The sequence below is a fragment of the Streptomyces sp. NPDC090045 genome (assembly GCF_044747975.1).
GTDB lineage: Bacteria > Actinomycetota > Actinomycetes > Streptomycetales > Streptomycetaceae > Streptomyces.
The window spans coordinates 630,827-652,347 of record NZ_JBIVFA010000004.1; the positions used below are offsets into that span (position 1 = coordinate 630,827).

Consider the following 21,521-nt stretch of genomic DNA (forward strand, 5'->3'; position numbering starts at 1 on the left):
ATGTTCCGTGGACCGCCCTCAACCCGTCTTGTTCCCGGGGCGGAGATCGATGAGATAGGGCCTGTCACTGCCAGAACCCGTCGCCGCTCTGAGGACCATTCCGTACCGGGCTCGGAGGTCCGCGACGGCCGGTGGCGGGGCCGGGTCGGTGGCGCAGCGGGAGTACGGGATGAAGTCGGCTCGGCATGAGGGATTCTCCGCGATCTGGCCCGACCGCGGCGGGTGGTCGGGCAGAGGCGGAAGGTTCCGGCCGACGGACAGGTCCCCGCTCTCGGATGCCAGGTTCGGAGTCGGCATCAGGAGCCCGCCCGACTCCTGGGGGTACACACCTTTCTGCTGCTGGTACATCAGCGCGTAGTCCAGGATCCGCTCGAGGCGCTGCCGGGGGCGTTGACGTTCGCCGTCCAGGTGGTGATGCCCGAGGCTCCGATGCGGCGCAGGACCTCGGTGATGTCGCCCTCGACCCCGTACGCGGCCTCGGCGCTCATCGAACAGGACATCAGGTGGACGGTGGCCTCCTTCTTGAAGCCCCCGTCACTCGGCCCGGTGCACACGTCCGAGACCGCCGTGAAGCCCGGGTGCAGCCCTCGATCCCGTCGAAGCGGCGCAGCAGCGCGCGGAGCCTCATCTCTTCGGCATCCCGCTTCTGCTGCGCGTCGGCGGTAGTGGCCATGGCGCGCAGCTCCGCGTTGTCGGGCAGCGCGGAGCAGCCGCTCGTCAGAGCCGCCGCACTGAGTGCTGCCACGATGCCCCCCCATGCGCCTGCCGGGTCCCCTCGCCCGTCCCATCCCCGCCTCCGTCTCATCGGCTCCGAGGCCTACCCTCGTTCGCTGCCGGGCATGGGCGCACGAGTACGCGTACGCATGCGCTGCGACCGCAAGCACTTCCACCGGGTCTGGATACGGGCATGCGGCCCGTATCCAGCAGCTCCGCCAAGTCGGAGGTCCCGATGTCCTCGCTGCCCATCTGGCCCGCCTCGGCACAGCCCCCCCCTGGAAGGAGGGTTCGCTTCCACGCTGGCGGGCCGCCTCGTGGACGCGATCCTTCACTCCCCAGCGACGCCGCTGTACGCGCCGCCCGCGCCTGCGTCCCGGCTTTGGGTCTCCCCGGCGGCGGCCTGCTTCCGCTCCACGCCCCCGCGGCCGTGGCCCCCGGGCAGCCGGCCCCGGCGGAAGCCGCGGTCCCCGCCCACCGGCAGCAGACGCCGCCCCAAGACCGCGGGGCGCGCACGATGACGGCGCGAACCCCCGCGCACGGCGGCCGTGGCTGGGGCAGAGAGTGGGCAGGCAGTGCGAGGTCGCTGGCTGCGGCCGGGACGACGCTTCGGTAGGGACCCCGCCTCAGGTGCCTGTGTTCCCGCGGTTCCCGGGCGGGCGCCATCCGTTTGGGCGCGGGCAGATGCTGCGGGACTCGGTCCCGCCCGAGGCTCCGCTCATGTCCGCCGAGCTGGTCGTCCACCTGCTGGACGCGAAGGGCTGGCGCCGGGTGCGGTACCACCGCGTCGCCATGGGATTCGCCCATCGTTTCGCCGACATTCGAGTCTTCCTCGCTGCGGGCGGGCCGGGAGGACGCGGAGGATGTCGAGATCACCGACCGGCGGCTTCGTGGAGTGGAGCGGCGGCGGATCCGAGGAGTGGGAGCCGACTCCGCCCTGGGCACCCTCGGACAGGGGAGGTGGCCTTCTGCGCGTGGTGCGCCAATCCTTCCGGGGTGTGGATGTGGCGACGCCCCTGCCGCCGGGAGGCGGCAGGGGTCAGGGGTCAGGGGTCAGGGCTAGGTATCGCGTGTTCAGGAAGGGGAGGTTAGGGGTTGTAGACCCAGGTGGAGCAGCCCGAGTGATCCTCGCAGACGCGGAACTGCGTGATGCGGGTGCCGGGGAAGTCGGTCCACGGCCCCCAGTTGCCGTTGCTGCCGTTGCCGTCCCAGACGTAGGTGTGCCCGCCGGCCGCCGTGTACACCTCGGCATACACGCCGTTGCCGTCGCGCTCCCCGTCGTACGCGCGTGCCCCTCCCGACCAGGCCTCGGCCCTGTTGGCTCCGCGGCCGACGGTCGCCGCTGACGCGGACGTTACGGTGGCCACTCCGATCAACGTCGCAACACCCAACACGGTCGCGGACCTGATGAGCCCTCGGATTTGCACAGGTGTCCCCTTTCACTACGAACGTGATGTCATGGGCACAACGAGGATGTCAGTCCCGTTTCACCCCGTCAGGGCTCCCCAGAGGAATGGCCGATACCTCCCCACCTATGGCTGCCGCATCTCGTCGAGTGCAGTGGGAGCCGACGGAGATCTTCAAACACCTGAGCGGTGCCGCGGGGAGTGTCCGCGACCGCGTAGCCGCCGACCAGAGGGACGCCGTTCTGCGTCCTGTTGCGCTGCGTGTCCGTTGGTCAGGCTTCGGCGGCCGGGTCCGCGTAGCTTCCGGTGGGGTGTGCGGCCGCGGCAGTCTGTGGGGTGGGCGGTGGCGGTGACGTGTTCGGCCCGCCGGGCATGTCCGTGCCGCTTGCGCGTTCGCGGCGGCGGGTGACCCACAGCACGGCCGTCGCGTACAGGAGCACCATGGGGACGTCGATGGCCACGGCGGCCCAGTCCATGTCGGCGGCGGTGTCGTCCGAGGCGAAGGCGCCGGCGAACCCGGCTGCGATGCTCATGCTCACCAGGTTGTTGAGGACGTGCAGGGCGATGGCGGCTTCCAGCCCGCCGGTACGGATGGTCAGCCAGCCGGTCACCACGCCGAAGACGACGAGGTCGGTGAAGCCCCACATGGTGCCCCAGCCGTGGGCCGCGGCGAAGAGCAGCGCCTGGGGTGCGATCGCCACCCACGGCGAGCGGCACCAGGCGCCGACCGCCTGCAGCAGCCAGCCGCGGAACGCATACTCCTCGGCCGCGGCCTGGAACGGCACCAGGAGCCACACGGTCGCAAGGCCCGTGAGGAACGCCGGTGCGCCCGCCCAGGCGAGGTCCCCGCTCTCGCCCGCCGGGGCCGGCATCAGCGCTTGAACCGCGACCATGAGCAGAACCAAGGGCAAGGCCAACGCGAGGCATATGGCCAGCCAGCGGCAGCGGAGCCGGCTCTCGACCGATGTAACGGTCCCCATCGGGCGGTGTTGCACACTGTGGGCGGCGAGAAGCACTGCGGGGATCGCGAAGGCTACGGACAGCAGTCCCAGTGCGGTATCCCCGATGTCGCCCCAGGTTGCCGTGCCTTCGGAGTCGAGGGGGCGGTTCGCGAGCTCTCCCGCGATCTCGGCGCCAGCGGCCAACATAACCATCATCACGGCGGTGCCCATGAGCACCACGGCCGTCCCGGCCAGCGGTCGCCACCAGCCGTGCTGCCCGGTGGACAGCGCCATCCGGTGAAAGGCCAGGGGGCCGGCCTGCACGGGGGATGCCGGTGCTGAGCCGGGAGGCGTTGTGTCGTTCGTCATGGCATCAGGATTCGTCATGGCGCCAGGAGTTCCGCAGCCCATCAGCTGATTGTCGCCACTGACCACGACGGTGCTCAGCTGGGGGTACGCGGCGCAGGCAGACGGGAGTGCCGAAGTGAGACGCGGATAGCCGTAAACGGAGTCGATCCTTCGAAGAGCCGAGCGACGAGGCGGCACGCCGGAGGCCGCGCCCAGCAGGCGCAATCACCCAACTGGGCTGCGTTCCTGAATCCGCACAAGGGGGGCGAAGCCAGGCGCGGTTGCGGGCCGAAAGTGTCCAAGCCGCCGACCCGGCAACCAGATACCTGGACTCCACCCCCTGTGCCCTGGCGTTCGGACTCAGGGGCGGCGTCGCGCACACCACCCCTGCTCCGGCGGCCACGGCCACCGCGCCGGAGGTGCAGGAGCAGCAGGTCCGGGATATCGCGCGGGCACTGCTGAACACGCCGATCGAGCTCAATGCGGCCGAGCGCACCGAGCTCCAGGCCGTCGCGAACGGTGAGGCTGCCACCGCCAGCAGGTGGGACGTGATCAAGAAGAGTGCCCAGAAGATCCCCGGCTTGGCCAAAGCCGCGCGCGGTAGCTACGACGACTTCCTGAAGTGGTATGAGGCACTCGACTGGAAGTGGAAGGCCCCGCTGCAGGCCGCGGGCCTCGGCATGGACATCTGCACCCTCAGGGAGCTGTTCCACTGAGCAGTTGAGAAATGACTGAAGGCGCGCCGCACCCCATTGGCGCGCCGCACCCCATTGGCGCGCCGCACTCCACCGGTGCAGCGCGCCCTCCGCCATCCCCGCCAGTCCCCAGCACGAGAGGTAGTCAGCCGTGAACAACCCGCTCGCCGCCGAGCACTCCGACGACACACGGGAGACGCCGGCCTGGTCCCTGATGGTGGTGCTCACCGGCGCAGCGTGCGCCGTACTCCGCTTCGGCGGCGTCTGGTCCTGGTGGACTCTGCTCTGGGCCCCGCTGATCGCCGCCACCGTCGGATTCATGATCCACCAGTGGCGGGTGCTGGCACGCAATCACTGGCGTATGGGAATCCTCGAATGGCTCATGCTCACCGTCGCCCACCTCGGCTGCCTGGCCGCGATGGGGCTGATCCTCGGACTGTAGCGTCCCAAACCAGGCTGACGCTGCCACCAACGGGATCGCGGGCCGGCGCCCGGCACCGTGCTGGCACATCAGATAGCAGATCGCTTGCGAGGAGTAGCAGCGTTGCCGTGCTCTGATCCGCTGTGCGGCCCGCTGGGGCGCACGCGGGACGGGTGAGTGACAGTCCTGGCGCTGCACGGGGGCCTTGACGGTCTGCGGGGGAGTGTCATCCGGACATGGTCATCCAAGTGTCAGTGGCGCAGCTCGGCGACCTGGTGATCGCCACTGACAGTGACTGGCTCACGGCAAGGTCGCCGTACCCGCGGAGGCACCGTCCGCCGCCCTGGCCGTCGCCGGAGCAGGCGGCGGTACACGCCGGTTCCGGCTGGAGGACCCGCGCCTGCTCCTCGCCGACGACGCCGACGACGAAGACCGCCTGTCCGGCTGGGTTACGACGAAGACGCCGACACTCTTGCCGCCCTGTCCGCGTGCAGGTCTGGACTGACCGTCAAGCACTTGGCCGCGCCAGGACGCCGCCCCTGGCCCTCCTCGGCCCGGCACGCGTGATCGATCGGTTCCGATCGGGATCGGGAGGCCTGCGCCTCATGCGGGCAGGTGGCACCCTCGTGGAGAGACGCAGGCCTTGGGACTCGACCCAGGCCAGCGGCCGTTCAGCGAGCGCCCCCGCTCACCCGGACCTGCTCCGGCAGGGCCACGGGCCACACCGACGTCAGCGCGCTGCCCGCCCCGGCACCTGCGCGGGACGCGCTGTCGGACGGGCGATCTAGCATGAGCCACTCCTGATCATCCCGGGCCGCGCAGCCGGTGACGTTGCCTCGGCCCCCGCGCGAGGAGCCGCACCATGCCGTCCAGCACCACCGCCCGGCCGCCCTACGTCGTCCCCTGCGCGGGGCCGGCCGGCTCCGGGGCGCGGTACGCCCTCGTCGGCGCCGACGGGCGGCTGGTGCGGGCGCCGGAGCTGAGCGCGGTCGGGGTGTTCCACCCGGACGGCCGGGGCGAGTTCGTCGCCCCCGCCGCCGACCAGGAGGGCCGGTGCGGCTACCTCGACCACCGCGGTGCGTGGCTGGCCGAACCGTCGCTGCCCTACACCGAGGCGTTCGAGGACAACGGGCTCTCCCGGTTCCAGGCGGAGGACGGCCGCTGGGGATATGCCGGGACGGGCGGCACACCCGTCATACCGGCGACCCTGACGGAGGCCCATGTATTCCGCCACGGCCTGGCCGCCGCCCGCACCGAGGACGGGATGGGCTACATCGACGCCACGGGCCGCTTCGTGATACGCCCGCAGTACGCCGCGGCGGGGTGGTTCGCGCCGAACGGGCTCGCCGCCGTGAGGGTGGCCGACAGCGGGCGCTGTGGCTACATCGATCGCGCGGACCGTACGGTCATCGAGCCGCGGTTCGACGGGGCGAGGCCCTTCGGCCCCGACGGCGCGGCGCCCGTCCGGGTGGGCGACCTGTGGGGCCTGATCGACGAGACGGGGGAGTGGGTCGTCGAGCCGTCCTTCCCGATGCTCAACTCCTTCGACGCGAACGGCCTCGCGTACGTCCTCGGCGGCACCGTCGGCGACCACTTCCGGGGCTTCCTCAACGCCCGTGGCGAGGTGGTCATCAAGGCGAGGAACCGGCTGTCCGAGGACTTCCGGTGCGGGCTGGTCCGCTTCGACAACGGCTACGCGCACGGCAACCTCGACGCCACAGGGGAGGAGGTGATCGAGCAGGAGTACGAGTGGGCGGAGGACTTCGACGACGCCGGGGCCGCGGTGGCCCACTACCTCGAACCCCTGGACGAGGACGACCCCGAGGAGGCCCGTGCCGCCGCTGCCGACCGCCCCTCCGGGCGGGCGTGGGGCGTCCTGCGCTCCGACGGCCGGTTCATCCCCGTCCACCACCTGGAACCGCTCACCAACGACGGGGGCTGGGTCCTCGGGTTCGGCTTCGGGACCGGACTCGCCGCGTTCGTCACCCGCGACGGCGGTGTGGCCCACGTGGACCGTGACGGCCTGGACGTCTGCCGGGTCGAGGCAACCGCGGACGGTGCCGCCCTGCGCCTCGTGGACCGGGCCGGGACGATCCTGTGGGAGACCACCGCGACCGAGGGCGCGTTCGCGCGCGTCGAGCCCGAACACTGCCGGGAGGCGCACTCCTACCTGGTCTACGCCGGAGCCCCGGAGCGGGACGTCGCCGACCTTGCGGGCGAGCTTCTCGCCGCCGAGCCCCGCCCCTTCGAGCCCTGCTCGCTGATCTTCGACGACAGGGAGGACCCATACGAGCCCGCCGAACCCGAGCCCGAGGACGACCCGGACGCGGACGGCACCTCGTTCGGCGCCATGAGCGTGGTCGCGCAGACCTTCCTCTACGCCGAGCACCAGCACGACTTCTCCTTCCTCCAGGATTGGACGAACGACCGGTTCGGGGAGATAGAGGCCGACGTGATCGGCCGACTCACCGCCCGTTTCGGCGACCCGCTCCCGGGAGCCGAGCTGTGCCTGCGCTCCGGCGACGGCGAGTCGTCCACGGTGTGGCAGGTCGGCGCGCGGCAGCTCGTTCTGCAGTCCTACCTCCTGGTCGGCGACGGGGACATGGAGATCCAGCTCTGGCTCGCCGCCGTCGCGCCGTCCGACGAGGACGCGCAGCCGTAGCCCACCGGCCGTACCGGCGCGGTGTGCGGCGTACTCCGCCTTGGAGATGTCCTCCTGGTGGACTCGCTGGTATGTGGGAATCCGCGCATGATTCCTGCTCACCGGCAGCATGCGGCGGGGCCCGCTCCGGAAGCACTCCACCCCCAAGCGGCAGCTTCCGGTTTCTGCGCAGAGCCTGCCTGGAGGACGTGGAGCTGTCCGAGGACGGGCCGATCCGGTGGGAGGGGGGCGGGCCCGAGGTGCGGACCAGCGGCATCTGACGCCACCGTGCCCAGGCAGCAGGCGCTACCGGAGCGCTCGAGTGCCGACGGGAGCTCGCCAGGCCGACGCCCTCTTGGTCCTCACGAAGCCGCGGTGAGTACCTACCTGGATCTACCGGATCTACGGGTGACCTGGGGGAGTCAGGCGGTGTTCCGGATTGGGGTGAGGCATTCGGCCGCTTGGGCTGGTCCGTAGACATCGATGATGCGGGCGACGGGGCTGATGGGCGTAGGTGGCGATCCGCTGGGTGTCGTCGAGGTGGTGCGGGGGTCGCTTCCGGTGTCGGCGAGGGCCAAAACCGTGTCCGCTACGGGTCCGTGCATGGCGACGTGCTGGAGCCAGGCCCGTCCGGCGGGCCCGAGGACGGCGTCGTGGAGCAGCCGGCGGAGTTGCTGGCGCGTGTAGGCCGCGGTGGTCGGGCGGACGGCGCTGTCGACCATGAAGGAGGCGAGGGAGGAGGCGTCGTGGGTGAGGCGGTCCGGCACCAGGTCCAGGGTGGCCATCTCACCGGCGATCTGCTGTGTACGGATCATGCCGGTACAGCGACGCAGCTCTGCTTCTGGTCTGGTGCTGATCACGTTGCGGGTGGTGGACGGCAGGGGCGTGGCCGTGTGTGCTGGCGGCGGTGCGGTGCGGGCGGGGTGCCAACCCGTTGGGGACAGTACCGCCGGGCAGACCCACCCGCATCGACGGCGGAGTCCGTCAGTGGCACGGCGTGCTGGCAGCGGGTCCCCGCCTCGCCGCTGGCCGCCCGGCGAAGCGGATGCGGTGAAGTGTACTGCCGTTCCCACACCGTCCGCGCTGGTCGTGAGAGCGGACAGGGGAAGGATCAGCATCCGACGTCGCCGTAACCGCTCAGGCTGCAGCCGCAATTCGGGGGCGCCCCGGGCGGGCGGGGTGCGAGCATGCCCCATGAGCAGCTTCCTTCCCACCCTCACCGAGCGCCGGTCGCCCTGGGTCACCTTCACCTCCTCCGCCGACCCCTGGGTGGCCGCGGCCGAGGCCGAGCTGCGGGCCCAGGGCGGGATCGTTCTGCGCCTGGACGGCGAGGAGCTGCACGAGAAGGGCTGTCTGTACCGGGCGTTCGCCCGTGAACTGGGGTTTCCCGGCTACTTCGGGCACAACTGGGACGCCATGGTGGACTGCCTCGGCGACTGGCACGGGCCCGGGCACGGCAAGCAGGACGTCGCGGTGCTGATCGACGGCGCGGACCCGCTGCTGGACGCGGAAGTCCTCGGTGATCTCGTCTGGACCCTGTGCGCGGGCGCCTGGCGGGCCAACTTCATGGTCGACGCCGACGGTGAGCCCCACTCCTACGGCTCACCCTTCGCCCTCCACTTCGTCTTCCTGCTCGACCGCGTCGCACCCGCTGATTTCGCCGAGGCCGCCGTCGACGACGAGGACGTGGCCGCAGCCGTGGTGGACGGGCGGCTGGTCCTCACCCTGACCGCTGAGGACACGTGGGGTGGTGACCCAGTCTGGCCGCCGGCCGGACACGGCTCTCGGACGGCCTGAGCGGATGCGGTGAAGTGCCCGTGTGGCGGGCCTGCTCGTCGGGTCCGGCGGTTGCCCAGCGCGGCCCGGCCGGAGCGGGACGGGCATGTACGCGCGACTACCGCAGGACCGGGCAGTTGGCGGCCTCGTACTCATCCGCGACGGTGAAGACGCTGGCGCATCTCGGACACTCTGCCTTGCCGAAAAGGTGGGAGATTCCCTCGGCGAGTCCGGCTTCCCCATCCCGGACGGCCACCTCGTGCATCCACCGGCCGACACCCGAAAGCTCCTCGTCGGGCGCCGGCCGGAGGTCGCGTCGGTCCACGTCGCCCAGGTTCCAGTCGCGGATCGCTGAGTAGCGCCCGTAGTCGCCGATGGCAATCGTCACCTGCGTCGCGCAGTGTGGGCACGGCAGGTCGTAGAAGTCGTCCGTGAAGTCCCCCAGGACGTTGGCCCAGTGGTATTGCTCCTGGACCGCGAGCAGGGCGCGGAAAGTCACCAAGTAGTCGGCCGGCCGGGACTGCAGGTGCCGGTCCAGGAGGATGCCGAACTCGGCGATCGCATCGATGCTGTCAGCCAGGAGATCGTCACCGCCGTGGTGTCCTGCCGCGCGCTCCATGATTTCTCCGGCCAGGTGCCGTGCCTTCGTGCTCCCCACCGCCAGACGCACCAGACGGGGCAGGGCGGCGATGCCGGCGGGTGACACAAGGTCGCGCTCCAGGATCAACCGGTGTCCCAGCTCCGTCCATGCCTCATCTTCGTCCTCGTCCCCGTACTCCAAACGATCCAGAAGCTCGGGGACTCGGTCCACGTCGGAATGCCAGTCGTACATCTGTGCCCAGTTCACCACCCAGGCATTGAACCGTCCTACGAGCTCCGAGTCGAACCTGCTCGGCAAGTCCCCATTGGGAGGCCTCGTCAGCTTGATGCCTGACTTCGTGAGGTGTCTTCGGCGAACTTGTGCCCCGGCAGGGTGAGATGCCCTTCGACGAGGCCGTGCCGGTGGTGGTGGGCCCGGCATCACCGGTCCATGACCACGACTCGCGGGGTGCCGGTAGGAGCTCGGTCGCGAAATGGCCGGAGCCCGATCCGCCGCAGCGGTGCCGTGGGTGACATGAGCCGGCTGTTCACTCCGCCTGGCATCGCAGTGTGTTGGTGCATCAGTTCGACGAAGAGGGCAGAGTGGGCGCTGGTGTGAAAGATCGTCAACGAACCCAGGCAGGCGATAAATAGTGCGATTACGGGCATGGATCGGCGCCGCAGCCCTGACGATTCCGCTGTACATGGCACTCGGAGCGGAGGGCGTACAGGCCGCTCCGCCTACGGATGTGCCATCGCCGCTTCAAAGCGGTGCTGACCAGTCGGTTCGACCTGGCGAGCAGGTCAGCGTCTCAGTGGGCCTGCAGGACGCCGTCGGCAATGGTGACAGGGTCTTCTCCGAAGCGTTCACTGCCGATGGCCGGATGAGGATGAACGATCCGCACGTCACCGCGGTCATGACGATCTCATGCACCGCTGCACCTGGTTCCTACGAGGTGCGCATCGGATCAGGTGGGGACCGCAACCCCTCCGAGGTCACGCGCCTCTGGGGGAGCGTCCGGGTGGCTCCGGCTGAGGGGACGGAGCGTGCGGCGTGCGCGAGGCGGGTCTCCGGGCTGCCGCCTGAGCCCCAGGAGGAGCGATGGCCTGCGGATGTGGAGTGGCCCGCGAGTCCATGGGACGTGCGGTCGGTGCGGGCCGGCGGGGAGATGGCGGCCACCGATGGCCTGGGGATGGGCAGCGACGGAGGCGTCACGCTGACCTCGTCGGTGTTCACGCGACCAGTGGTCATGTACGGAGCGAAGAGGGTCTCCACGGTGGTCCGTATCAGGTGCGACGCGAAGCCGGGTCTCTACACCGTGGTCTGGCGAGAGAAGGGGATGCCGTCAAAGGTCTGGGCCCGACTGCGGGTGGAACCCGCAGCCCCTGACTGCCACGACCCTGCCCCGACGCCGGCCGACATGGTCAGGCGCACGGCCTCCTGGCTGGCTGCTGGCATCTGTGCTGCCGCGCTTGCAGTAGGGGTACACGCCCTGAAGGGCAGGCGGCGTGCCCGCCCTCCCCTGACGTTGTGATGTGCAGCGCCGCGGCGGACCAGATCGTGGCCACAGTGCAGAACGGCACCGGTACCGCCGACGTTGCCCCCGACAGCACCACGGGCACGGTCATGGCGACGGACCGCGGGCTCGTCACCGTGACCACCCCGGCCAGCGCTGAAGGGCGGCCGCGGTCGTCGGGGGCTGAACCCTCGCAGGGTTCGCCAGGGGCGCGGTCGCGACCGATCAGGGCGTCAAAATCAAGGTCAACCCCGGGCCGGCATCCTTTCGCCGGCGGCAGCTCTGGCCGGAAGCGGCTGCTACAAGGGCAGTGCCGCGACGGATACTGCAGGTAAACAGACCAGCAGCCAAGTGTTCCCGAACAGGGAGCACGGCTGACCCTGGTGGCCGAAGAGACGCATCTCGGCTTCCGAATTCTGAAAGGTTGCGGAATGAATAGTCTAACCGTTCTGGCGTCGGCCGCTTTCGGCTCCACCGCATATCTCACGACTCATTCGACGGTGAAATGGCTGAACCAGTTAGCCCCGCGCGCTAAGGTCACGGGCATGGTTGTGACCGGCTTGGTTCTGTGCGCAGTCATCGGGTCTATCGCGTTCGCGAGCCAGAGCGTCGTGCTCGGATTCCTCGTAGGCAGCGGCCTGACACCGCCCGTACATCGGTGGATCCTGCAACGACGCAGGCACGTCGCCGGTTCTTGACCTTCGACGAAGTCGAAGCCCGGGAAACCCACTTTGACGACAGACCCTAGTCCCGCAGGACCTTCACGGCCCGGTCGAAGGCCGAGTCCTTGTTCTGGTCGAACTCCTCCGTGGTGAAGACCGGTTCGGTGAGGTGCGGCGGGATGCCCGTGCCGTCGAAGGTCCTGCCCGACCGGGTCAGCAGCTCCTCGTTCGGCAGCCAGACCGACATGCCGTTGGGGAGCTTGCGCACCATGAAGTCCGAGAAGACGCCCTGCGTGGGCTGCCCGATCCGCACGGTCCGGCCGGGCCGGTCCATGAGGGCCTGGGTGAAGGTCTCTCCCGCGCTGACGGTCGAGCCGCCGGTCAGCACCGCGACCGGCCCGGTGTAACGGGGGCCCTGGCCGGGCGTGACGTACAGGGGCTGGGGGCGCGTGTGCCGGGTGGGGTCCGCGGGATCGTTGCGGGCCCGCTTGGAGTAGGCGAGGTAGGGGGTGTCGGTCAGCCGCCCGGCGATGTGGAGCCCCAAGGCGTCGGAGCCGCCGCCGTTGACCCGCAGATCGATGACCAGGCCCTTCAGATGCCGGGTGCGCTCCTGGCCGAGGACCGTGTCCAGCGCCTTGTCGAGCTCGGCCAGGTCGGCGGCGTAGGAGGCCTTGCCGCCCACATAGCCGCCGAAGCCGGAGATCCGCAGGTAGCCCTGCCCGCCGGGGAGGTCGGCGTAGGTGATCCGCCCGGCGGCGAAGTCCTGGAGGTTCCGCGCGTCCTTGAGGTCGCGCTCCACGACGAACTTCTTGACCTTGGCGTCGAGCATCCCGTCGGGTTGGACGGTGCCGGGGCGGACCTGCGCGAAGATCCGGTCGGGGATGCCGTCGCCGTCGCCGTCGACGTCCAAGACGGCGACGTGGGCGTCGTGGAGCGGCTCCACCATCTTGCCGAAGACGGCGAAGAGTTCGTCCGGGGTCGTCCCTTCGTGGACCGTGGGCCGGTACCGGTCGCGTACGGCATGCCAGTCGATGCCCTTGGCGGCGAAGAAGGGGTAGTTCTCCTCGAAGGACTGCCAGAAGACGTCGAAGGAGGCGAGCGGACCCCCGGGGGCGGAACGCGTGCAGGCGCCGGGCAGTTCCGTCATCCGGCGCAGGTTCCGTTCGCCGACGTCGCCGTCCAGGCGTACGGAAGCCCGGTCGCGGTCCCCGCGGGTGCGCACGGTGAGGACGGTGCCTCCGGGCGTGGTGTAGGAGCCGGGGCCGGTCCGCTGCGCGGTGTCGCCCGCGATGCAGCTGACGGCGGTGGTCTGGTACTCCTGGAGGGTTCCGTTCCGGATGGACAGCACGGTGCCGTAGCCGTCGGTGCGCCAGATTCCGTCGGTGGCCGGCTGGTGGGCGGTGGCGGCCGGCGCGGCTGCGCCGACGAGGGCCAGGGCGACGGCGGTGGCCGTGACGATGCGCACGATCTTGCCTTCTCTGTAGGCGACTTGCTGGGTACCGCCCCACCGTCGCCGACACCGGATCCACCGGGCCATCCGGCTGCCCGGCCGATCGGGGGTGGGGCCAGCCCCCGCTACCCGCGGTACCCGGGACGACACGACCCAGAGGCCAGGCCGATCCAGGGCAGCGCCAAGCCGCGCAGCTCCAGCGCCCGGCTGCTCTCCGGCCGCCGGGTCGGGGCGAGAGCCCGGCCTCCGTTCCACGGGCACCGAGCAGATCCCGGACAGCAGTACTGCGTCCGCGGCCTGATCCCCGATCATCGCCTTGCGGGGGCTCGGACCCTTTACCCAATACGCCCCGCACGTCCCTCGTACTCGCCTGCCGTGCCCGCGGTCGGCGAGGTGCGGTGGAATCACCTGTGCGACCACGGGAGGACCGGCTGAGCACGGGAAAGCCGCCGATCAAGTGCAGTTGGGTTGACGCGATCCCGAGCGAGCGGTCAAGCCGCACCGTCGGGTTCGCCCGCTGCACAGGCCCTGCCGTGAGCCGCAAGGCGAAGAGGCCGCAGCCACCTCAGGTACTCACACTTGGCGAGGTCAGCGACAGGACCCGGCCGTTGTCGTCGCGCTCGAACGGCGGTGTTCAAGTCAGGTGGGCGGTGATGAGTTCTTCCCAGGAACGGATGAAGGACGGGTACTCGGCGGCGAACTCGTCGAGAGCCTTGGCCGCAGCCGGGGTGAGGGGCGTCATGTCGTAGGTGACCGTCACCTCGCTGCCGAGCTCGGTCGCCGTCAGGGTGACGGTGACCGTCCCGGCCCGGACGCCCGGGGTGATCCGGGCGTAGGAGACGGACCGCGGGAAGTCGCGGGAGGCGACCAGCCATGTCGTCTCCTCTTCGTGGGACGTCGTGAGCCAGACGGTTCCCGGCGCGGTGTCGTCCGGCGTCTCGACCGGGAAGACGGGTTCCCAGCCCGGCACCCAGTCGCGCTCACCCCGGGCGGTGAAGAGCCGGAAGGCTGCGTCGGGTGGAAGCGGGACGTTCAGCGTGGCGCTCAAGATACGACGGTTCATTGAGTCTCCAGTGCGTGAGTGTCGGCGGCGGCCGCGCATGCCCTGCCGGCCTCCACGTGCAACTCTGCCAGCGCGGTCGCGCCGTCGCCGGGTAGGACCATGAGCTCGGCGGCCTCAGCCACCGCGCGGGCCTGACGGGCGGGCGCCGGACCGCAACACCAGTCCGGCCCCCGCACCAGATCAGAGCCGAGCGCACTACCGCCGCCGGTACAGCTCCACCCGCTCCGCCGCGTACGTGCCGTCCGGCAGCAGCGCCTCGGTCAGTTCGAACCGTTCCGCATTGGTGCCGGCCCCGTTGCGCCAGGCCACGACCGTTCCGGCGGGCTGGCTGGTGGGCAGGTGGACGGGCTGGCCGTCGGCGGCCCGGGCGCCGAGGAGGGTGTACGTACGGACCGTCCGGCCGGCAGCAGGGGCGGCGTCGTCCGGCCGGGCCGACCGCCGTCGGCGCAGCCAGCCCCACACGGCGATCACGGTCAGCACGGTCAGGCCGCCCAGGGCGTCCGCGGTCCAGCCGGTGAGCACGTCGGTGAGCATGTCGGTGTCCTTCTTCTACGTCATGATGAGAGGCGGAGCATGTAAGGACGTCAGGGCTTGCATCGCGTCCTGGGCGGCACAGTGCGGGCTCGGGGGGTTAGCCCCGCAACCCTGGCGGGTCCGGTCGCCCTTGCGCCCTCCGGGACTTGCAGTGCGCGCACTCGTGGGCGCGCTTCCTTCGGCAGGTCCGTGACGGGCAGCGCGGGACAGGTCCGCCGCCGGGCGCACCCACCAGAGACATCGGTTGTCTCCTCTGTAGCGGTGGATGTACTCGGGTGCGAGCGGCCGTTCCACAAGTGTGGCCCCATTCCACGGCAGGGCCTCCAGGCACCTGCTGGCTCTTGATAAGTTGCCTTATCAAGAGTCAGAACGCAGACGCCGGCTGACGGGAAGACAGGCATGGGACACGCGGTCGAGAAGCACGACGCAACCTCCGCCACCACCGCTCTCCGATCCGCCGCGCCACCCGGAGCCGAGGCCGCCTTCCCGGTCGCCGGGCAGCAGCTGTCCGAAGCCGCGCTCACCGCCATGGCCAAGGGCGTGCCGGCCGCCACCGCCCGCGGCTACCTCGGCGACTGGGAGATGTTCGAAGGATGGGCCCTGACCGCGGGCCTCCGCCCACTGCCCGCGACCGTCGAGACGCTGACCGAGTACGTCACCTGGTGCACCCTCACTCCGCGGCCGCGCACAGGCCGCCCGTACAAGCCCGCCTCCATCGACCGCGCCATGGCCTCCATCGCCGTCGCCCATCAGGCCGCCGGCCTCCCACAGCCGTCCCAGACCGGCGCCCGCCTCGTCCTGCGCGGCTACGCCGCCGAACTGAAGACGGCCAAGGACCCCCGCGGCAAGACGCGCAAGGCCACCGCCGTCACCCCGCGCGTGCTCCGGCAGATGATCGCCGCCACCGACACCACGACCCTCATCGGCGCCCGCGACGCCGCCGCCCTCACCACCGGCTTCGCGCTCGCTGCTCGCTCCAGCGAAGCCGCCCTGCTCGACTGGGAAGACGTCACCGAGGCCGACGACAACCAGGGCCTGCTCTACAACCTCTACCGGCCCAAAGTCACCACCGACCAGCCCCTCGGCGTCCCCTACGGCAGCTACGCCTCCACCTGCCCCGTCCGCACCCTGGCCGCCTACCGCCGCGCCCTGCTCGACCACGGCCACACCCCCACCGGACCGATGTTCGTCCGGATCGACCGCCACGGCCGGATCAACACCCCGATGTACCGCCACGGCGAACGCATCGGCGACCCCACCGGCCGGATGACCGCCGAAGGCATCGCCGACATCGTCACCCGCGCCGCCCACCGCGCCGAGCTCACTGCCCGCCCCGGCCACGTACTTCCCGACGGCAGCCCGCGCTGGACCGGCCACTCCCTGCGCCGCGGCTACGCCGAGGCCACCCGCCACGCCAAGAAGGACCCCCTCGAGGCCGCCCGGCACGGCGGCTGGGCCGACGGATCCCGCGCCTTCGCCGGCTACCACGACCGCGCGGCCGCATTCGACGAGGAGCTGAACCCGCTGTACGGCATCGGCCTGTAGACGAGACGGGCTCAGCGTGCTGTGGAGCGCTTGTGGTACGCACGTGCCGCCCGCTGAAGGACTGCTGGGCGTCGACTGGGTGCGAGAGCCGGGCCGGGCGACCAGGATTAATAAGGTTCCCTTTCATCCTTCTATCCGGCGCCGCATGGGTCGAGACCTATTTCCCAATACGCGGAGATGGGGAGGAATATGGGCGCGCGAGAAAGAGTGCCGCCGGCCCCCTCAATCTCGGGTCGGGCGCTGTCGCTGGACCATCGAACGCACCACGGCCTAGCTCGCTGGCCGCCGCCTCCACCGCCGCTACGAGCGCAAAGCCGAGCATTTCCTCGCCTTCACCAGCATCGCCTGCACCCTCATCTGCTACCCGCAGACTCGCCAAATGAGATGACCCCTTGACAGGCCATTGCGCCTAATGCTCCAGCCGTAAATCGTGATCTTCACGTTCGAGCGGCTTGCCGCCGGTAGTGGCTGGTCTGGGATCGGGCCTGGTGGCGGCGTCGCCAGTCGGACCAGCCGAGCCGGTGGACCGGGTCAAAGGCGGGCCGGATGACGAGCGTGGTGAACAGCTGTTGGATCTCGTTGCAGGTGAGCGGTATGAGGGCGTCTGGTGCGGGATCGCGGTCGTGTTCGTTCGCGCGGACGACGGGGAGGAAGGGGTGCGCGAGCATGGCCAGGGTGACCCAGCGGGACCAGGACGGGTAGCGGCGGACCTGGTGCTCGTCCAAGGCCGCCAGGCCCTTGCCGGACTGGAAAAACTCCTCGACCCGCCACCTTGGTCCAGCGACGCGCACCAGGGTGGTTAGCGGCACTGCGGCGGCCGGCGAGTAGCAGCGGTAGTACGCGAGTTCGCCGGTGCTGCGGTTGCGGCGGATCAGCAACTGCCGGCTCCCGGGCCGGGGGTCGGTGAGGTCGATGACGGCCCAGTCGTAGAAGCGGTGGCCCTTGGCTCCGCTTCCTGCGGACAGCTTCTGCCAGGCCCTCTTGGGCACTTTCCTGGCCAGCGTGTCCGCGCGGAACTTCCCGGCGCCTGTGCTGACTTCGTACGAGCAGGCCACCGCGAGGACGTAGCCGGTGCCGCGTTCTTCCAGCACGGCGCGTAGCGTCGGGTTGCCGCCGTAGACCTCGTCTCCCGCGAGCCAGGCGGCCCAGTGGCCGGCGTCCAGGAATCGGGTGACCATGCAGGCGGCAAGCTGCGGTTTGGTCGCGAATTCGGTCGTGTCACCGAGTCCGGCGGCCCGGCAGCGGTCGTGGTCCGAGGTCCAGGAACGCGGAACGTACAGTTCCCGGTCTACCGCGGCGTGTCCGCGGCGGCCGGCGTAGACGAGATAGACGGCGACCTGCGCGTTCTCGATCCTGCCCGCGGTGCCGGTGTACTGGCGCTGGACACCGACGGTGTCGGTGCCCTTCTTTCACGTCGCCGGGCTCGTCGACCACCAGAACCGCCCGGTCGTCCCGCAGATGCTCCACCACGTAGGCCCGCACGTCGTCGCGGACCTGGTCGGCGTCCCACTTGGCCCGCCCGAGCAGGTGCTGCATGCCGTCCGGGGTGCTCTCTCCGGCCCACTCTGCGATGGTCCAGCAGTTTTTGCGTGGCAGGTCCGACAGCAGCCCGAGTACCAACCGCTCGACCCGACGTCGGGGTTCGACCCGTGCGAACCGGCCAGCGATCCGGGCCATCAGGCTCTCGAACGCCTCCTGCCAGCGGGCAGGGTCTACGCTGTGACCTGTGGCCACCGCATGATCTTCAGTCTTCACACACCGATGATCAACGGTGGCCGCACCCGTCTCCACAGCGCGTCAGGGTCGCGCAGCGTCTGCCTGCCGTCATGTGTCTGGAGGACTTGTGCAACGTGGCGAAGTCTGGTGGGTCCAGTTCGACGAGCGGAGGTTGGTCGTACTGCTGTCGGGAGACGACACGTCCGGGATCCGGGTGATGCAGGTCGTCGCTCCGGCGGGCGTCGACATCAGCGGTCTGGGCATCGAAGTGACGGTCGGCGCCGGTGAAGGACTGCCGTTCGAAGGCGTGCTGCGGCTCGCGTTCCCGCGTCCAGGCTTCACCCCGTGCACGTGGCTGACCACTGTGTCCCGGGACGACCTGATAGAGCGGGCGGCCGTCCTGTCCTCCGTGAAGCTCAGCGAGATTGACGACGCCCTCCGACTCGCTGAACAAGCGCAGGAGCGGACCCTGGCCACGACCGCGAAGCTCAGCGAGATAAGGGATGGCCCTCCGTCGCGGTGAACTCGGGTAGAGGGAGAAGGAGCCGACGCCCGCGACGGCGTGGGCGATCTCGGGCAAGATGATCGACGCCGGCCACCTGCCGCCTCGGCACCCCTCACCACCGAGATCAGGATCTACGGCTGGAGTACTAGTCTGACGGTGGCCGGTACAACCACATCTGTTGCATGCCGTTCTTTGTGCGGACGTTGACTTCGTAGAAGTCTTTCGCAGGGACGCCGTCGTGATTCTGGCGCACGGTCCCCCAGTACACGGACCCCGATACGGACAGCGCGTAGTCGTCGTTTCGTTCACGCAGAGCCGGCCGCAGCACGTCTGCGTCGAGCAGTCGGCAGGCGTCGTTGAGCGCGGCGCCCACCCAGCCCCCATGGTCATCCACGGCCACGCTGCCCGTAGCCAGAACCAGGCGCAGACGGATCCGGGCCGAGTCCGATGCGAGCCGGTTGACCGCATTCAGGTCCGCAGGAACGACTTTGAGCAGGGTGCGCAGGAGGCCGGCCACGGGAACAGCGGCATCGATCAGCTCCATGACGCCGTCACCGCGGTCGGCTTGCTGCCGCGACTCCGGGCCGACTCCGGCAGCCGCTGCGACGCGGTCAAGGACGCCGGACAGCGTTCGGCGCATGTATGCCTGCTCGAGATCGTCCCGGTTGCCGAAGCCGTCAAGGTCGACGAGCAGCAGGCTTCGGTGCATAGGCCTGGACCAGTCAGCTGCGGGAGCATGAGGCAACGTCACGGCCTGCCCAGGCCTCGGCTCATCGCCGGCCTGCGGCGAAGGCTCCGCTTGAGCAGCCTCATCCCAAAGGGTGTGGAGCCGCTTTACCTCAGTTGCCGCATCGGCCCCCGGTGTCCGGTTCGCGAGTTCAACCACCAACACCTGCAGGAGCCCCCACGTCGGCAGTCGGGGCTTTGAGAAGGCGTCGTGGATACGACTTGAGCTGACCACTCCAGTGCCAAGCGCGTGGGCCAGTTCCCGTACCGAGGGCCATCCTGCTCGTCGATGAACCGCGTGGAGTTCATCGCTCAGCCTCTTGCGAGGCCCAGGCGGAAGCGTGGGAGGCGTGAGCTGAGCCATGCGTCATCCCCGCAGAGTGTCCAACTACGTCCGACGGACAACGTACAGCGTCCGAACTCGTAAATCTCCGCCTTGAGTTGTCTGGCGACGTCCGACCACGTCAGCGCCCCTGCGGCCAGGTCGAACCTAGGTGAGACCGATTGGAATCGCACCGGGAGACACCATGATCGATGCAGTGCTGACCCTCGTAGTTCGGGGCCTGCTCACCGAACTCCCCGCCAGCCTGATCACGGCTGCGTGCACGGCGCTCGCCGTCTGGGGAGTCCGCAAATGGGGCGCCCAACGGGACAAGTGAGCGGCCCGTTCGCAGGGCTACCCGCGAGCGGTTCTCCATTGCCCCAGACCGCCGATACCTCTGCCGGCCCGCTGCACACCGCGGGCCGATGGGGGTATCGGCGGCCCATCGCCGTCGTGGTGACCACGGCAAGCCTCCCCACGCCGGGGGCGGCGCCCGCTGGCCTTCGACCGCGGACAGTACGAGGCCCGGCACAAGGGCAAGAAGCGTGGCCGGGCCGGCGTGACTACGGATCGCAGTGCCATCCGAAGCGGACTACCGTCGCGCGGTCGTCTTCGACGGGACGGTCAGAGGTCAGCGGCCGTGTCGACGAACCGGCTGTAGTGGCCCTGGAAGGCGACGGTGATCGTCGCGGTGAGGCCGTTGCTGCCGGGTGGTGCGCCTGAGCCACGAGGACTGAAGGGCAGGAACCGCGAAGGCGACGGTGTGCGCGCGGTCGAAGCCGTAGGCGCCCGAAGGCCTTGATGATCTCGCGTAGCTCGTCCAGCACCCTGGGGGAGTAGCCGCCGCCGGTCTCTGCCTTGAACCAGGCCTCCACCTGCGGAAGGCGTTCCTTGTCGGCGAGCGCACGGCGCGCGACCTCGGCCAGCGCGCGGTCCACCGGCTGACCGCGCTCGGGGCGGCCTCGTTGGAGGTGCTCGGCGAGGTGAAGGTGATCAACCGGTTACGGTCAGGGGTGGGCGTCCTGAAGGTGACCGCGGCTGGTGAACGCCGCGGGGCAGACGCGTGTTGCCGACTGCGGAGGCGTGGGCGGCAGGTCGTGGAGAACGCGCTCCTCGATCTGGGCCTGTGACCCGGTGCCGAGAGGGGAGAAGAGCGCCGGTCTACCGCACGTCGGCCGGGGACCGGCGGGCCAGCGCGGGCCGGTTGCTGGAGGCGTGCGGCTACCGATCCGGTGCCGAAGCCACCCGCGGCGTCCGCTGCTCCACCCGCTGCACCTTTACCCCCACCGCACGCGACTTCCGTACTGTCGACTTCCACCCGGAGCCCGTCCTTGTGTGATCGGACCACTCACTCGGGTGAGGCCCTGAGTACCTACCCGGCGAAGGTCTCGCTGAGGCCGTGGTCTTGGTGGAGGGCACCGGGAGATCGCGTCTATTGGAAGTAGGCGGCTTGCTGACAATCCGGACCAGATTGAGGACAATTGGCCTGCGCTGGCGGAAATGCAACTCATCGGGGGTGGCTCTATGCCCGGTAAGGGTCGACGCAGGACCGGTCAAGGCGCGGGGCGGCGTACGGGGCCCTGGTGGAGGCTCCCAAGGCGAGGCAATCCGCCATCACCAGACCACGGCACCAGGCCCGCAACCGGACAGAACCCAGCGTCGACACCGTCCGGTGGAACCGACGGTGGAGGGAACAACGAAGGCAAGGAGCGCATCGCTCCGCAGAACGACATCTGGCACAGGCCTCCCACGTGGACAAACACCCCACCTCCCAGCAGTGACGCTGGTGCGTCCGGTCCGGACGCCGGCACAGAGCAGAACCAACCTCCTCCACCTCCGGCCTCGCCTCCTCCCCAGGACGCAGGTGCGCCGGACTCGGACGCCGGCGGGGGCCCTGCAGGACACCACGGAGCGCCGTCGGCGCAAGAGCCCGCGGCTGGCTGGGGTGGAAAAGCACTGC

Annotated in this window: 15 protein-coding genes and 3 pseudogenes; 7 read left to right on the plus strand and 11 right to left on the minus strand. The window is 70.0% G+C overall.

Annotated features, from left to right (window positions below; all coding sequences use genetic code 11):
• Positions 1 to 347: 347 nt before the first annotated feature.
• The 3 genes from ACIPYQ_RS15140 to ACIPYQ_RS15150 all read right to left on the minus strand — a co-directional run bounded on the left by ACIPYQ_RS15140 (position 348) and on the right by ACIPYQ_RS15150 (position 3,430).
• On the minus strand, positions 348 to 500 hold the full coding sequence (locus tag ACIPYQ_RS15140; RefSeq protein WP_401250711.1) for a hypothetical protein: 153 nt from the start codon (positions 498 to 500) through the stop codon (positions 348 to 350).
• A 1,302-nt stretch (positions 501 to 1,802) separates the two neighbouring features.
• On the minus strand, positions 1,803 to 2,081 hold the full coding sequence (locus tag ACIPYQ_RS15145; protein ID WP_401250714.1) for a hypothetical protein: 279 nt from the start codon (positions 2,079 to 2,081) through the stop codon (positions 1,803 to 1,805).
• A gap of 311 nt (positions 2,082 to 2,392) precedes the next feature.
• Positions 2,393 to 3,430 carry a lysostaphin resistance A-like protein gene (locus ACIPYQ_RS15150; protein WP_401250717.1) on the minus strand — a complete coding sequence of 346 codons (1,038 nt, stop codon included), beginning with the start codon at positions 3,428 to 3,430 and terminating at the stop codon, positions 2,393 to 2,395.
• Positions 3,431 to 3,828: 398 nt separating this feature from the next.
• Here ACIPYQ_RS15150 and ACIPYQ_RS15155 point away from each other — a divergent pair, with 398 nt between their 5' ends.
• The 3 genes from ACIPYQ_RS15155 to ACIPYQ_RS15165 all read left to right on the plus strand — a co-directional run bounded on the left by ACIPYQ_RS15155 (position 3,829) and on the right by ACIPYQ_RS15165 (position 7,187).
• Positions 3,829 to 4,125: a hypothetical protein gene (locus ACIPYQ_RS15155; protein WP_401250720.1), complete on the plus strand. Its 297-nt coding sequence runs from the start codon at positions 3,829 to 3,831 to the stop codon at positions 4,123 to 4,125.
• Between the two features lie 130 nt (positions 4,126 to 4,255).
• Positions 4,256 to 4,546: a hypothetical protein gene (locus ACIPYQ_RS15160; RefSeq protein ID WP_401250723.1), complete on the plus strand. Its 291-nt coding sequence runs from the start codon at positions 4,256 to 4,258 to the stop codon at positions 4,544 to 4,546.
• A gap of 841 nt (positions 4,547 to 5,387) precedes the next feature.
• Positions 5,388 to 7,187 (plus strand): WG repeat-containing protein, encoded by a 1,800-nt coding sequence (locus tag ACIPYQ_RS15165; RefSeq protein ID WP_401250726.1) that lies wholly within the window; start codon positions 5,388 to 5,390, stop codon positions 7,185 to 7,187.
• 401 nt (positions 7,188 to 7,588) lie between these two features.
• Here ACIPYQ_RS15165 and ACIPYQ_RS15170 read toward each other — a convergent pair whose 3' ends face one another.
• Complete coding sequence (locus ACIPYQ_RS15170; protein WP_401250729.1) at positions 7,589 to 7,981, minus strand: hypothetical protein; 393 nt, start codon at positions 7,979 to 7,981, stop codon at positions 7,589 to 7,591.
• Positions 7,982 to 8,360: 379 nt separating this feature from the next.
• Here ACIPYQ_RS15170 and ACIPYQ_RS15175 point away from each other — a divergent pair, with 379 nt between their 5' ends.
• Complete coding sequence (locus tag ACIPYQ_RS15175; RefSeq protein ID WP_401250731.1) at positions 8,361 to 8,963, plus strand: barstar family protein; 603 nt, start codon at positions 8,361 to 8,363, stop codon at positions 8,961 to 8,963.
• Positions 8,964 to 9,060: 97 nt separating this feature from the next.
• On the opposite strand, the gene ACIPYQ_RS15180 is transcribed toward ACIPYQ_RS15175, so the two are convergent.
• The 4 genes from ACIPYQ_RS15180 to ACIPYQ_RS15195 form a co-directional block, all read right to left on the minus strand.
• Positions 9,061 to 9,792, minus strand: coding sequence for a hypothetical protein (locus ACIPYQ_RS15180; RefSeq protein WP_401250734.1), 732 nt, complete (start codon positions 9,790 to 9,792; stop codon positions 9,061 to 9,063).
• Positions 9,793 to 11,782: 1,990 nt separating this feature from the next.
• Positions 11,783 to 13,165, minus strand: a complete 1,383-nt coding sequence (locus tag ACIPYQ_RS15185) for a S41 family peptidase (protein ID WP_401250737.1) — start codon at positions 13,163 to 13,165, stop codon at positions 11,783 to 11,785.
• 619 nt (positions 13,166 to 13,784) lie between these two features.
• On the minus strand, positions 13,785 to 14,198 hold the full coding sequence (locus ACIPYQ_RS15190; RefSeq protein ID WP_401250739.1) for a hypothetical protein: 414 nt from the start codon (positions 14,196 to 14,198) through the stop codon (positions 13,785 to 13,787).
• Positions 14,199 to 14,408: 210 nt separating this feature from the next.
• Positions 14,409 to 14,747 carry a hypothetical protein gene (locus ACIPYQ_RS15195; RefSeq protein WP_401250742.1) on the minus strand — a complete coding sequence of 113 codons (339 nt, stop codon included), beginning with the start codon at positions 14,745 to 14,747 and terminating at the stop codon, positions 14,409 to 14,411.
• Positions 14,748 to 15,146: 399 nt separating this feature from the next.
• Between ACIPYQ_RS15195 and ACIPYQ_RS15200 the strand changes: the two genes are divergently transcribed.
• A complete protein-coding gene (locus tag ACIPYQ_RS15200) occupies positions 15,147 to 16,292 on the plus strand; it encodes an integrase (protein ID WP_401250745.1) in 1,146 nt (381 codons plus the stop codon).
• Between the two features lie 437 nt (positions 16,293 to 16,729).
• Here ACIPYQ_RS15200 and ACIPYQ_RS15205 read toward each other — a convergent pair.
• Positions 16,730 to 17,969: pseudogene (locus tag ACIPYQ_RS15205) on the minus strand (IS701 family transposase).
• Between the two features lie 166 nt (positions 17,970 to 18,135).
• Here ACIPYQ_RS15205 and ACIPYQ_RS15210 point away from each other — a divergent pair.
• A pseudogene (locus ACIPYQ_RS15210) lies at positions 18,136 to 18,541 on the plus strand (type II toxin-antitoxin system PemK/MazF family toxin).
• 117 nt (positions 18,542 to 18,658) lie between these two features.
• Here the strand turns inward: ACIPYQ_RS15210 and ACIPYQ_RS15215 are convergent.
• Complete coding sequence (locus tag ACIPYQ_RS15215; RefSeq protein ID WP_401250747.1) at positions 18,659 to 19,222, minus strand: hypothetical protein; 564 nt, start codon at positions 19,220 to 19,222, stop codon at positions 18,659 to 18,661.
• A 544-nt stretch (positions 19,223 to 19,766) separates the two neighbouring features.
• Here ACIPYQ_RS15215 and ACIPYQ_RS15220 point away from each other — a divergent pair.
• Positions 19,767 to 19,898, plus strand: coding sequence for a hypothetical protein (locus ACIPYQ_RS15220; RefSeq protein ID WP_401250750.1), 132 nt, complete (start codon positions 19,767 to 19,769; stop codon positions 19,896 to 19,898).
• Positions 19,899 to 20,262: 364 nt separating this feature from the next.
• Here the strand turns inward: ACIPYQ_RS15220 and ACIPYQ_RS15225 are convergent.
• A pseudogene (locus ACIPYQ_RS15225) lies at positions 20,263 to 20,496 on the minus strand (hypothetical protein); the annotation flags it as partial.
• Positions 20,497 to 21,521 lie beyond the last annotated feature (1,025 nt).

Excerpts from the sequence above, each read along its gene's own strand:
- ACIPYQ_RS15140 (WP_401250711.1), bottom strand. The coding sequence starts at position 500 with ATGTCCTGTTCGATGAGCGCCGAGGCCGCGTACGGGGTCGAGGGCGAC.
- ACIPYQ_RS15150 (WP_401250717.1), bottom strand. The coding sequence starts at position 3,430 with ATGACGAACGACACAACGCCTCCCGGCTCAGCACCGGCATCCCCCGTG.
- ACIPYQ_RS15165 (WP_401250726.1), top strand. The coding sequence starts at position 5,388 with ATGCCGTCCAGCACCACCGCCCGGCCGCCCTACGTCGTCCCCTGCGCG.
- ACIPYQ_RS15170 (WP_401250729.1), bottom strand. The coding sequence starts at position 7,981 with ATGATCCGTACACAGCAGATCGCCGGTGAGATGGCCACCCTGGACCTG.
- ACIPYQ_RS15175 (WP_401250731.1), top strand. The coding sequence starts at position 8,361 with ATGAGCAGCTTCCTTCCCACCCTCACCGAGCGCCGGTCGCCCTGGGTC.
- ACIPYQ_RS15195 (WP_401250742.1), bottom strand. The coding sequence starts at position 14,747 with ATGCTCACCGACGTGCTCACCGGCTGGACCGCGGACGCCCTGGGCGGC.
- ACIPYQ_RS15200 (WP_401250745.1), top strand. The coding sequence starts at position 15,147 with ATGGGACACGCGGTCGAGAAGCACGACGCAACCTCCGCCACCACCGCT.
- ACIPYQ_RS15215 (WP_401250747.1), bottom strand. The coding sequence starts at position 19,222 with ATGCACCGAAGCCTGCTGCTCGTCGACCTTGACGGCTTCGGCAACCGG.
- ACIPYQ_RS15220 (WP_401250750.1), top strand. The coding sequence starts at position 19,767 with ATGATCGATGCAGTGCTGACCCTCGTAGTTCGGGGCCTGCTCACCGAA.